Here is a 12,793-nt window from a genome sequence, read left to right on the forward strand (position 1 = left end):
TTTGTAATTCGGGCCCCGTCGGGGACCCAGGATTAACAACGCTAGCGCCCAATCCACCCCTTCACATGCCCGCCATGACCTGCTCTTCCATCCAAGCCCTGACTGGCCAACCGGAACGTACGACGGTCAAGGTGCGAAGCCCCCACAGGTGGATCGACCCTGCATAACGGCGTATGGCCGGGATATTTTCAGCCAAGACACGTCTTACTGCACCGCATAGATCTGGTCGAACACCCCGCCTTCCTTGAAGTGAGTGCTCTGGATCAGCGGCCACTCACCGAAGGTCTTCACCACATTGAGGGAGGTGATTTTCGGGAAGCGGTCGGAGAATTCGGCGAGGACCGCCGGGTTGCGCGGGCGCAGGTAGTTGTTGGCGGCAATGCGCTGGCCTTCGTCAGACCACAGGTACTTCAGATAGGCCTCGGCCTCCTTGCGGGAACCCTGCTTGTCGACGACTTTGTCGACCACTGCCACCGGGAGCTCGGCCACGGCGGTAACGCTGGGGTAGATTACCTCGAAGTTGCCACGGCCGAACTCGCGGGCGATCATCTCGGCTTCGTTTTCGAAGGTGATCAGCACGTCGCCTATCCGGTTCTGGATGAAGGTGGTGGTAGCCGCGCGGCCACCGGTGTCGAGCACAGGGACTTGCTTGAACAGCTTGCCGACGAACTCCTTGGCCGCTTTCTCATCGCCCCCCTTCTCCAGTACATAGCCCCAGGCCGACAAATAGGTGTAGCGGCCATTACCCGAGGTCTTGGGGTTCGGCACTATTACCTGCACCCCCTCTTTGAGCAAGTCAGGCCAGTCCTTCAAGCCCTTGGGGTTGCCCTTGCGCACGATGAACACGGTGGCCGAGGTGAAGGGCGCACTGTTGTCCGGCAGGAGGGTCGCCCAATCTTTCGGTACCAGGCCGCCATGTTCGGCGAGGGCGTTGATGTCGGTGGCCATGTTCATGGTGATAACGTCGGCGGGCAGGCCCTCGATGACGGCGCGTGCCTGCTTGCTCGAACCGCCGTGGGACATGTGGATCTGCAGCGGCTGACCGCCTTCTGCCTGCCAGTGTTTCTGGAAGGCCGCATTGTAGTCCTTGTAGAAGTCACGCATCACGTCGTAGGAGGCGTTGAGCAGGGTGGCAGCCTGGGCCAGTGGGGCGAGAGCCAGGCCTGCGGCGAGCAGGGTGGCGGGCAGTAGTCGTTTCATTGCACGTCCTTGGAATGAGAGTCGAGTGACCAACTATAAGAGCCCTCCATTTATTCTTTGAAAGAATAATTAGTTCGCAGCTTATGCGATTTGTGACATGCATCTGGCTGGGTTCAGTGGACGAGATGGATGGCGGCTAGGATCCGGCTACCGGTTTTCACAGATATATGAGGACTGGAGGGCTGACGCATATCATAGATAGCACTTATGCTGGCTTGCCCTTATGTTTGTCGAGCAAACCTCTATCGTTACAATACGGGTTGGTGCCATCACATATAAAAACAGGGCGAACCCAGTGGTTCGCCCTATTACAGTCATTGCAGAGTGCTTGCGAGAGCGTTAGCCCTACCCCTCCGGGGTAGCTGGCGCTTCTGCCTGCCAGCCACCGCCGACCGCCTTGTAGAGCGCGACCTGGTTGCTGAGCTGAGCCAGACGAGTGCTGATGAGCCCTTGTCTGGCGCTGAACAGGGAGCGCTGGGCATCGAGGCGGGTCAGATAGCTGTCCACCCCCTGCTCGTAGCGGAACTCCGCCAGCTTGAAGTAGGTCTGGTTCGCATCCACCAGATCCTGCTGGGCCTGCAACTGCTGCTGATAATCGGCCTGAGCGCCCAGAGTATCGGCAACCTCCTTGAAGGCGGTCTGGATACTCTTCTCGTAACTCGCCACCGCCTGCTTGGTACCCACTTCCGCCACGTCCAGATCGGCAACGCGCTTGCCACCGTCGAAGATGGGCAGATTGATCTGGGGCATGAAGGTCCAGGTGCCGGTGCCGCCGTCAAACAAACCACTCAGCTGGTTGCTGGCGGTGCCCGCCGTCGCGGTCAGCGAGATGGTCGGGAAGAAGGCGGCGCGGGCCGCACCGATATTGGCATTGGCCGCCTTCAGGCTGTGCTCCGCCGCCAGAATATCCGGCCGCTGTTGCAGCAGACTGGAGGGAGCGCCCACCGGAATGGCCGCCAGTTGTACCTCATCCAGGGTCTTGGGTTGCCCTTCCAGCACCGGCACCTCGGTGCCGAGCAGCAGGGCCAGGCCATTTCTATCCTGTTTCACCTGGCGCTGGTATTGCGCCTGGCTGACACGAGCGTTCTCAAGCGCGGTGCGCCCCTGCGCCAGCTCCATCTCGGAGGCAGCCCCCAGCCGGTATTTGTGCTGGGTCAGGGCGTAGCTCTCCTGCTCGGTGGCGAGCGTCGCCTGGCTCAGCGCCAGCAGCTCCTGATCCGCCAGCAGGGTGAAGTAGGCATTCGCCACCGAAGCAATCAGCGCGATCTGGGTGCTGCGCTGGGTCTCGATTTGCGCCAGATAGTTCTCCAGCGCCTGATCTTTCAGGCTCTGGATCCGGCCAAACAGGTCCAGCTCATAGGCGGTGATACCGATATCGGCGCCGTACTGGCTGCTGATACGGCCCTGCCCGGTGGCGCTGAGATCGTCGGATCCCTGCTGACGGGTGCCGTTGCCACTGGCGGCCAGGGTCGGCAATTGCGCTGCCCGCTGGATCCGGTATCTGGCCTCATAGGCCTCGACATTGAGCGCCGCAAGCCGCAGATCCCGGTTGTTGTCCAGCGCCGTACCGATCAGCTTTTGCAGCGCAGGATCGAGGAACTGTTGCTGCCAGGGGGCGGTTTCCCCCTTGGCGGCGAGGTTATCCTGCCAGGAGGCGCCTTGCGGCAGCTCGGGGCGTTGGTAATCGGGGGCCATAGAGCAGGCCCCCAGCAGCAACGCCACACTCAAGGCGACCAGGGTCTTAGTCATGTTTGATCTCCTTGGCATGGGCCACGCGCTCTTCGGCACTCTGGTGCTCGGTGAAGTAACGCATCACCAGCACGAAGAACAGCGGCACGAAGAAGATGGCCAGCACGGTAGCGGTGATCATCCCCCCCATCACGCCGGTCCCGATGGCGTTTCGGCTACTGGCGCCAGCGCCGGTACTGATCACCAGCGGCAAGACGCCGAGGATGAAGGCCAGCGAGGTCATCAGGATCGGGCGCAGGCGCTGACGGGAGGCCTCCACCACGGCTTCACTCAGCTTCATCCCCTTGTCGTGCAACTCCTTGGCAAATTCCACGATGAGGATCGCGTTCTTGGCCGAGAGCCCGATGGTGGTGAGCAAGCCCACCTGGAAGTAGACGTCATTCTCGAGCCCGCGCATGGTGGCCGCCAGGATGGCGCCCAATACCCCGAGCGGCACGACCAGCATGACCGAGAACGGAATGCTCCAGCTCTCGTACAAGGCGGCCAGACAGAGGAACACCACCAGCAAGGAGATGGCATACAGGGCAGGCGCCTGAGAGCCGGCCTGACGCTCCTGGAAGGAGAGACCGGTCCACTCGATGCCGATGCCATCCGGCAGCTGCTTCACCATCTGTTCGATAGCGGCCATGGCATCACCGGTACTCTTGCCGGGCGCCGCTTCACCGACGATCTCCATGGCGGAGACCCCGTTGTAGCGCTCGAGGCGAGGCGAACCGAAGCTCCATTCCGTGGTCGCGAAGGCGGAGAACGGCACCATCTGGCCCGCACTGTTGCGCACGTACCACAGCTTGAGATCTTCCGGGTTCATCCGGAATTGGGCATCCGCCTGCAAGTACACCTTCTTGACCCGACTGCGATCGACGAAGTCGTTCACATAGGACGAGCCCCAGGCCGCCGACAAGGTGTTGTTGATGTCGGCGATGGAGAGCCCTTGCGCCAGCGCCTTCTCGTAGTCGATCTTGATGTCGAGCTGAGGCGTGTCTTCCATCCCGTTCGGGCGCACCCGTACCAGGTTGGGATCCTGCGCCGCCATGCCGAGCAGCTGGTTACGGGCCTGCATCAACTTCTCGTGCCCCAGACCACCGCGGTCTTGCAGGAAGAAGTCAAAACCGGTGGCCGTACCCAATTCCGGGATGGGAGGCAGGTTGAAGGCAAACACCTGGGCTTCCTTGATGCTGAACAGGTAACCCATGGCGCGGCCTATGATGGCGTTGGCACTGCGCTCCTCGCCCTTACGCTCGCTCCAGTCCTTCAACTTGATGAAGGCCATGCCGCTGTTCTGGCCGCTACCGGCGAAGCTGAAGCCCGCCACGGTCAGCACGGAGTCGACGTTGTCCTTCTCGGTCTCGAGGAAGTAGTCCCGCATCTCGGCCAGCACCACCTCGGTACGCTCCTTGGTCGCGCCAACCGGCAGCTGCACCATGGACATGATGACCCCCTGATCCTCTTCCGGCAGGAAGGAGGTGGGCAGTCGCATGAACAGGATGGCCAGTACCGCCAACATGGCGACGTAGATGAGGCTGTAACGGGTACCCTGCTTGATCACCTTGCGCACGCCGTTCTGGTAACGGTTGGCGTTGGTGTCGAAGAAGCGGTTGAACCAGCCAAAGAAGCCGCGCTGGATACCGTGATCGCCCTGCTTGATGGGTTTGAGCAAGGTAGCGCACAGGGCCGGGGTCAGGATCAGCGCCACCAGTACCGAGAGCACCATGGCCGAGACGATGGTGAGGGAGAACTGGCGATAGATGGCACCGGTCGAGCCGCCGAAGAAGGCCATGGGTACGAATACGGCGGACAGCACCAGCGCGATACCCACCAGGGCGCCGGTGATCTGGGTCATCGACTTGCGGGTCGCTTCCAGCGGGGAGAGTCCCTCCTCGCTCATCAACCGCTCCACGTTCTCCACCACCACGATGGCATCATCCACCAGTAAGCCGATGGCCAGTACCAGACCAAACATGGTCAGGGTATTGATGGAGAAACCGAACGCCGCCATGACACCGAAGGTCCCGAGCAGCACCACGGGCACCGCGATAGTCGGGATAAGGGTCGCCCGGAAGTTCTGCAAGAACAGATACATGACGCAGAACACCAGGAAGATGGCCTCCACCAGGGTCTGCACCACTTCCTCGATGGAGATCTTCACAAACGGCGTGGTGTCGTAGGGATAGACGATCTTCATGTTGGCCGGGAAGTAGTTCGACAGCTCATCCAGCTTGCCGCGAACTTCGTGCGCGGTGTCGAGGGCGTTGGCCCCGGTGGCGAGCTTGATCGCCAGCGCCGCGGTCGCCTGACCGTTGTAGAGCGCCGAGGCGTCGTAGTTCTCGCCGGCGAGCTCGACCCGTGCCACGTCTTTGAGCAGCACCTTGGAGCCATCCTGGTTCACCCGCAGCAGGATGTTGTTGAACTGCTCCGGGGTGGAGAGGCGGGTCTGCCCCATGATGGTGGCGGTGAATTGCTGATCGCTCACCGCAGGAGTGCCACCCAGCTTGCCGAACGCCACCTGGGCGTTCTGGGCCTTGATGGCGGCCTGGATATCACCAGGGGTCATCTGTACCCGGTTGAGTTTGTGCGGATCCAGCCAGACGCGCATGGAGTACTGGCTGCCGAACAGGGTGATATCACCCACCCCGTCCAGACGGCTGAGGGGCTCCTTGATGTTGCTCACTACGTAGTCGGCGAGGTCATCGTTGGTCATGGTGCCATCACTGGAGATGAAGGCGGCCACCATCAGGAAGCTGCTAGAGGTCTTCTGAACCCGGACACCCTGCTGCTGTACCTCTTGCGGCAAGAGCGACATCGCTTGCTGCAGCTTGTTTTGCACCTGCACCTGGGCAATATCGGGATCGGTACCCGGCTTGAAGGTGAGGGTCACACTGACATTACCGGACGAATCCGACTGAGCGGACATGTAGAGCAGGTGATCCAGCCCTGTCATGTTCTGTTCGATGATCTGGGTCACCGAGTCTTCCACCGTCTTGGCGGAGGCGCCCGGATAGCTGGCGGAGATGCCAACGGCGGGCGGGGCTATGGTCGGGTACTGGGCCACCGGCAAGCCGATGATCGCCATGGTCCCGGCCAGCATGATCACCAGGGCAATCACCCAGGCAAAAATGGGTCTGTCTATGAAAAAACGTGCCATGAGGCGACTACTCCATACTACTTGTTGACCGGGGTCTGCTCAGCTTGGGTGGTGGCGGTGTTGCTGGCGCGTTCAGCGGGCGCAACCACAGCCCCGGGTTTCACTTTCTGCAGACCGGCCACGATCACCTTCTCGCCGGAATTGAGACCGGACTCCACCACCCAGCTGTCGCCGACGACGCGGCCGAGTTGCACTTCCCGCAGCTCGACCTTATTGTCCGCGGTCACCACCATGACGGTGGCGCCGCCTTTGGGGGTGCGGGTCACGGCGGTTTGCGGCACCAGCAGCCCTTCGGGGCGTTCGCCCTCTTGCAGGGTGGCGCGCATGAACATGCCCGGCAGCAACAGATCATGAGGGTTCGGCACCAGGACCCGCAGGGTCACCATGCCGGTGGTCTCATCCACGGTCACGTCGGAGAACTGCAGGGAGCCCTGTTCGCCATAGGTGCTGCCATCTTCGAGCTGGAAGCTGACCTTGGCGCCATCCTGCTGGCCCTGGGTCAGCTGACCGGCGGCCACTTCACGCTTGAGGCGCAGCAGATCGGCAGTAGACTGGCGCACATCCACGTACATGGGATCGAGCTGCTGAATGGAGGTGAGGCTGGCGGCCTGCTGGGCGGTGACCAGGGCACCCTCGGTCACGGCAGACTTGCCGATGCGACCGCTGATGGGGGCGGTGATGCGGGTGTAAGCCAGGTTGATGTTGGCGCTCTGCAGTGCGGCTTTGGCGGCCCCGATCTCGGCGACTTGCTGCTTCCAGGCGGCGTCGGCGTCATCATATTCCTGACGACTGATGGCCTTGACCTTCACCAGCTCGGCATAACGCTGGGCCTTGAGGCGGGCGCTGCGCTCGTTGGCTTCGGCCTTGGCGAGGTTGGCCTTGGCACTGGCGACGGCAGCCTGATAGACGGCGGGATCGATCTGGTACAGCAGCTGGCCGGCTTTGACGTCACTGCCTTCAGTGAACAGGCGCTTGAGGATGATGCCGTTCACCTGAGGACGCACTTCGGCGACCCGGCGAGGGGCGGTACGGCCGGTGAGCTCGGACATGAGTTGCAGCGGGCCTGCGTGCAGTGTGACCACGTCCACGGCGGCAGGCGGCATCTCGCCCGCGCCCTGTTGGGCCTCTCCTTTTTCACCACAGCCAGCCAGCAGGCCGCTTGCCAATAAGGCAAGGCCAACTGAACGTGCGAGAATATGTTTATGCATGGAGTTTCTGAGCCTCTGTTTCAAACAAAAAAAAACGACAAAACCACAGGGTTTATAGGGCCCCTGTTGGTAAAACTGCGAAGATGAGGCAATATACATACATTCATAAATGTATGTAAGTAACTTTTTCCCCCTTTTAACAGGTACAGATCCGATGGCCAGAAGAACCAAAGAAGAAGCGCAGCAGACCCGCTGCCACATCATGAGCACGGCCCTGAATCTGTTCTGCAAACACGGCTTGGCCAAGACCAGCCTGACCGACATTGCCAATGCCGCCGAACTGACGCGCGGCGCCATTTATTGGCACTTCAAGAATAAAGAAGAGCTCTTTACCTCCCTGTGGGAAGAGCTGTGCGAGCCGCTCTCCCACCAGCTCGACGCCTGCGTCGATGAGCAAGAGCCGGATCCTCTTGGCAAACTGCGCGCCTTCTTGCGGGAAGTCATGATGAAGATCAGCGCCCACCCCGCTCATCAACAGATGTTCACCATCATGTTCAACCTGGAGTCCTTGGAAGGAGAGGCCGTCTCCCTGCGCGATCACATGCGCCGCCAATCGGTCAACTTCTTCCAGGACTTGGAAACTACCCTGGCCAATGCGGTGCGTCGCGGCCAGTTGCCAGAGGGGCTCAACTTGCGCCGCGCCGCCACCCTGCTGCACTGCACCCTGGATGGCTACATCATCAACTGGCTGCACTTTCCGGATCGTATCGATCTGGTCCAGGAGGCCGACTTCCTGCTCGATACCCTGCTCGGCCTGCTCGCCCAGCCGCAACCCTCTCTCCTGCTTCGCCCCTGATCACCGCCGGACACTCGCCTCACCCGGTGCCACTCCGGGTTCTGGCAACTGATCGCGGGCATGAAGTTCAGGCGCCAAATCTGCTAGAGTAGCCGCCCCCGATCCGAGATGACCCCTATGCCACATTCACCATCCCCTGCCCCCGATATCAACATTGCAGCCCATTCGGCGCCGCGCCCTGCCCTCAGCGGCCAGGCGCATGCCCCCTTCCTTACTCGCTTGAAGGCGGGTGCGCATCTGCTGGAGGCCGGTTGTGGTGGGGGGGAGGATCTGCATCATTTTCGGGAGCTAGGATTCGTGGTCACCGCGTTTGATGCCAGTCTGAGCCAGGCCAGGGCGGCCTCGCGCCTGTGCAGCCAGCCGGTGCGGGTGTGCCGCTTTGAGCAGATGCACAACGTGCTGCCCTTCGACGGCATCTGGGCCAGCGCCTCCCTGCCCTGCCTCGCCGAGGCTGAGCTGGCCCCCGTGCTGGCGCACCTCGCCGGCCTGCTCAGGCCACAGGGGCCGCTCTACTGCTCCTTTCCTCTTCTGGGTGGGCAGCAATGTCATGACCAGCCGCTACAAGACGACGTGCCTGCGCGCGACGAGTATCCCCTGCGCACCCGGCTCGACGAGGCGCACCTGGCCGCGCTCATCGCGCCACTGCCCCTGGCGTTGCAGCAGTGCTGGCACAGCGATGACGGCGTGCAGGGTCGCTGGCTGCATGCCCTGCTGATCCGCGACGCCAATCCCGCCACAATTAATCAATATCGCGGCCGTCGCTCCAGGCAGGGCGCCCGGCGCGATTCAGCATCCAGATAACAATATTTAACTCTGAGTTAACCAGCCATTGGCAGACAAGATGCGGTGTTTGTGTTAAAAAGCGGCAGCAAAATAAAGATTAAATAACAAAACAGACACCAACACCTGGATTTTCTTATGAAACTTGTCCTTAAACTGATTGCCGGCATCCTCGCCGGTCTCCTGCTCGGTCTCTACGCCCCTGAATGGGTCGCACGCGTGCTGTTTACGGCCAAGACAGTCATCGGTCAGCTGATCACCTTCACCATCCCGCTCATCATCCTGTTCTTCATCATGAGCGGCATCGCCAGCCTGCCGAAGAACTCCGGCAAGCTGCTGGGCAAGACGGTGGCGCTCTCCTACTGCTCCACCATACTGGCGGGCCTGTTCGCCTTCACCGTGGCCAGCAATCTGATCCCGATGCTGACCACAGCCGCCGAACCCAGCGCCGAGGCGGCCATCAAGCTCAGCTCCTACGTCAACCTGGAGATTCCGCCGCTGTTCGGGGTGATGTCGGCCCTGGCCGCCGCCTTCGTGTTTGGCATCGGCATCAGCGCCACCCAGGCCACCGACCTGCGCCGGGTCGCCGATCAGGGCCGTGACATCATCGACCGCCTGCTGGCCAAGGTGATCATCCCGCTGCTGCCGTTCTACATCGCCGGGGTCTTCGTCGAGATGACGGTGGAAGGCACCGTCTTCGCCACCCTGAAGACCTTCGGGGTGGTGCTGGTGATGGCCATCGCCATGCACTGGCTCTGGCTCAGCGTGCTGTTCGTCGGTACCGGGCTGGCGCTGGGTCGCTCACCCACCATGCTCATCAAGAACATGCTGCCGGCCTACTTCACCGCCCTTGGCACCATGTCCAGCGCCGCCACCATCCCGGTCGCCCTCAAGGCCAGCAAGAACAACGGGGTGAGCGAGGGTATCGCCAACTTCACCGTGCCGCTGTGCGCCACCATCCACCTGTGCGGCTCCACCATCACCCTGGTGACCTGCGCCACCGCTGTCATGTTCCTGTCCGAGCACCTGGCCATACCTGGCCTCTCCACCATGCTGCCCTTCATCATGATGCTGGGCGTCATCATGATAGCGGCGCCGGGCGCCCCCGGTGGCGGCGTCATGTCGGCGTTGGGGCTGCTCACCTCCATGCTCGGTTTCGGTGAGGCCTCCATCGCCCTGATGATCGCCCTCTACCTGGCGCAAGACAGCTTCGGCACCGCCTGCAACGTCACCGGCGATGGCGTCATCGCGCTCTGGGCCGATCGCTTCGCCAAGGGCGAGGAGAGCCTGCCAGCCGCCGAGCAAGAAGCCGCCTGATGGTTTGATTGCCAGCCAATAAAAAAACGGGAGCCAGTGGCTCCCGTTTTTTATGAGGGGTTTTCTTCCGGTGGCAACGGCTCGGTAAAGACCAGCCGGTTACCGAAGGGATCCCGCACCGTTAGCTCGCGGCAGCTCCAGGGCATGGTCTCGATGGCAGGCCTGGCATTCGGATACCCCTTGGCCCGCCACTCCGCAAACAGGGCATCGAGCTTGTCGGTGGATAGGCGCAGGGCCGCCCCGGGGCAGGCATCCCCATGGTGCTCGGAGAGGTGGATAATCCAGTCCCCCCGCGAGATCTGCAGGTAGAGCGGCATGTTCGGGCCGAACCTGTGCTCCCAGTCGATGACAAACCCCAGGTAATCGAGGTAGAAGCCTCTGAGTTTGGCCTCATCAAAACTGCGTAAAATAGGCACTATCACAGGATCACCCCTTGGCCATTTGGCCTGCTCATGGGTTGCTGCCCCGCCGACGGATCACCCCTTCCTGCGCGGTGCTGGCCACCAACACCCCATCACGGGTGAAGAACTGGCCGCGTACCAGGCCACGGCCACCGCTGGCGCTCGGGCTGTCCACCACGTAGAGCAGCCAGTCATCCAGCCGGAAGTCCCGGTGGAACCACATGGAATGATCGATGGTCGCCACCTGCATATCCGGCTCCCAGTAAGAGACGCCGTGGGGCTGCAGGGCGGCGAACAGGAAGTGGAAATCGGAGGCATAGGCCAGCAGGTACTTGTGCACCCGCTGATCGTCCGGCATCTGGCCATTGGCCTTGAACCAGACGTGGCGCACCGGTTCGTGCACATCCGGCCGGATCGGATCGACCAGGGTCACGGGGCGAATCTCGAGCGGCTTCTCGCACATGATCTTGTCGCGCAGGGCCGGCGGGATCTGATGCTCATAGGGCCGCACCAGCTCCAGCTCGCTCTTGAGCAGCTCGGGCGGGGTGATGCCCTCAGGCATGGCGGCCTGATGTTCGAAACCCGGGGCTTCGACCTGGAAGGAGGCGTTGAGGTAGAAGATGGGCTTGCCGTTCTGGATCGCCTTGACCCGGCGGGTGGAGACGGTCTGACCGTCGCGGATATTCTCCACGTCGTAGATGATGGGTCTGTTGGCATCACCGGGGCGCAGGAAGTAGGAGTGGAAACTGTGCACCTGGCGGTCGCTGGCCACCGTCTGCTTGGCGGCTGACAAGGCCTGCCCCATTACCTGTCCGCCAAACACGGCCCGCAGACCGAGATCCTGGCTCTGACCCCGAAACAGGCCCTCCTCGATTTTTTCCAGCGCCAGCAACGCCAGCAGCTCATCTAGTACCTTGCTCATTCGTCTCTCCTGTATCAGTACGAGAAAGGCTAACAAGCCAGCCAGAGCAGAGCAACCACTCCCTCACCCAGGCCAGGTTCAGCAGGAAATTTTATCGATATAAAAATGCATTAGTACGATTAATGAACTGAGCACACTATCAGGCAGCAAAGCCGACTGGCATGAGCGCCTCAGCCCCCATAACGAAAAGCCCGCACCTGAGGGTGTGGGCTTTTGCAGGCTCAGGCCTAGGACATCAGGCCGGAGGTGGCGGCTTACTTGCTGCCGGTGCCCGAGTTGCGGGTCGAGGAGGTCGGCTTGCGACGGGCAGTGGTGCTGCGCGCACGCGGCTCCATGCCCTGCATGTCCTTGTGACGCTTGACGGCGCGACGGATCTGGGCGGCCTGCTTGTGGCGAGTGCTCTTGCCCTCTTGCTGCAGATCGACCTTGGATTCGGTCTCGTAGTTCATGTGGACCAGACCGCGCAGGTAGTTCACCTCCTGCAGCTTCAGCTCTTTCCAGCCGCCACGGGGGATGCCGCGATCCAGAGTCACGTCGCCGTAACGAATGCGCATCAGGCGGCTTACCTGCACTTCCTGGGATTCCCACAGGCGGCGCACTTCACGGTTGCGACCCTCGGTCAGGGTGACGTTGAACCACTGGTTCAGGCCTTCACCGCCGGCCGGCTTGATCTTGTTGAACTTGGCGACGCCGTCTTCCAGCTGCACGCCTTTGCGCAGGCGCTGCAGCATGGCTTCGGTGATCTCGCCAAATACCCGTACCGCGTATTCCCGCTCCACCTGGTGGCTCGGGTGCATCAGCCGGTTGGCCAGCTCACCGTCGGTGGTGAACAGCAGCAGACCGGAGGTGTTGACGTCGAGGCGGCCGACCGCAATCCAGCGCGCTCCTTCCATCTTGGGCAGACGATCAAATACGGTGGGACGACCTTCCGGATCGTGGCGGGTACACATCTCCCCTTCGGGCTTGTGGTACGCCAGCACGCGGCAGATCTGTTCTTCGGCAGCACGGGTCTTGATCTGATGACCGTCTACCCGGATCACGGCGTTCACTTCGACGCGATCTCCCAGTGTGGCAGCCTTGCCATCCACACTGACCCGACCTGCGGTGATCAGGGCCTCCATCTCACGACGGGAGCCGTGACCCGCGCGGGCCAACACTTTTTGCAGTTTTTCACTCATCGGGGTTACCTGATTGTTGATCGCTGCCCGCTAACATAACGGGCAACGGTTATCACCATGCCGGATCCCGTCTGGGCAATCCGCCATCGCATTTATCATT

General features: G+C 61.6%; 10 protein-coding genes. 3 read left to right on the forward strand and 7 right to left on the reverse strand.

Annotation, left to right across the window (positions count from 1 at the left end; all coding sequences use genetic code 11):
- Positions 1-204: 204 nt before the first annotated feature.
- The 4 genes from BN1137_RS13665 to BN1137_RS13680 form a co-directional block, all read right to left on the reverse strand.
- Entirely contained in the window at positions 205-1,200 is a 996-nt protein-coding gene (locus BN1137_RS13665) for a sulfate ABC transporter substrate-binding protein (protein WP_050719144.1), read from the reverse strand.
- Positions 1,201-1,545: 345 nt separating this feature from the next.
- A complete protein-coding gene (locus BN1137_RS13670; protein ID WP_050719145.1) occupies positions 1,546-2,949 on the reverse strand; it encodes an efflux transporter outer membrane subunit in 1,404 nt (467 codons plus the stop codon).
- Complete coding sequence (locus tag BN1137_RS13675) at positions 2,942-6,091, reverse strand: efflux RND transporter permease subunit (RefSeq protein WP_050719146.1); 3,150 nt, start codon at positions 6,089-6,091, stop codon at positions 2,942-2,944. Before BN1137_RS13675 ends, BN1137_RS13670 begins: the two co-directional genes overlap by 8 nt.
- Before the next feature lie 17 nt (positions 6,092-6,108).
- Complete coding sequence (locus BN1137_RS13680) at positions 6,109-7,299, reverse strand: efflux RND transporter periplasmic adaptor subunit (RefSeq protein WP_050719147.1); 1,191 nt, start codon at positions 7,297-7,299, stop codon at positions 6,109-6,111.
- A 154-nt stretch (positions 7,300-7,453) separates the two neighbouring features.
- Here BN1137_RS13680 and BN1137_RS13685 point away from each other — a divergent pair, with 154 nt between their 5' ends.
- From BN1137_RS13685 to BN1137_RS13695, 3 genes are all read left to right on the forward strand, one after another.
- Entirely contained in the window at positions 7,454-8,095 is a 642-nt protein-coding gene (locus BN1137_RS13685) for a TetR family transcriptional regulator (protein ID WP_050719148.1), read from the forward strand.
- A 117-nt stretch (positions 8,096-8,212) separates the two neighbouring features.
- On the forward strand, positions 8,213-8,896 hold the full coding sequence (locus BN1137_RS13690; RefSeq protein WP_050719149.1) for a class I SAM-dependent methyltransferase: 684 nt from the start codon (positions 8,213-8,215) through the stop codon (positions 8,894-8,896).
- Between the two features lie 117 nt (positions 8,897-9,013).
- Positions 9,014-10,192 carry a dicarboxylate/amino acid:cation symporter gene (locus tag BN1137_RS13695; protein WP_050719150.1) on the forward strand — a complete coding sequence of 393 codons (1,179 nt, stop codon included), beginning with the start codon at positions 9,014-9,016 and terminating at the stop codon, positions 10,190-10,192.
- 50 nt (positions 10,193-10,242) lie between these two features.
- Here the strand turns inward: BN1137_RS13695 and BN1137_RS13700 are convergent, their stop codons facing one another.
- The 3 genes from BN1137_RS13700 to rluB form a co-directional block, all read right to left on the reverse strand.
- Positions 10,243-10,614 carry a glyoxalase superfamily protein gene (locus BN1137_RS13700; RefSeq protein ID WP_050719151.1) on the reverse strand — a complete coding sequence of 124 codons (372 nt, stop codon included), beginning with the start codon at positions 10,612-10,614 and terminating at the stop codon, positions 10,243-10,245.
- A 28-nt stretch (positions 10,615-10,642) separates the two neighbouring features.
- Complete coding sequence (tesB, locus tag BN1137_RS13705) at positions 10,643-11,515, reverse strand: acyl-CoA thioesterase II (RefSeq protein WP_050719152.1); 873 nt, start codon at positions 11,513-11,515, stop codon at positions 10,643-10,645.
- Positions 11,516-11,769: 254 nt separating this feature from the next.
- Positions 11,770-12,693, reverse strand: a complete 924-nt coding sequence (gene rluB / locus BN1137_RS13710; protein ID WP_042654993.1) for a 23S rRNA pseudouridine(2605) synthase RluB — start codon at positions 12,691-12,693, stop codon at positions 11,770-11,772.
- Positions 12,694-12,793 lie beyond the last annotated feature (100 nt).

The organism is Aeromonas tecta, from assembly GCF_000820185.1.
Lineage (GTDB): Bacteria > Pseudomonadota > Gammaproteobacteria > Enterobacterales > Aeromonadaceae > Aeromonas > Aeromonas tecta.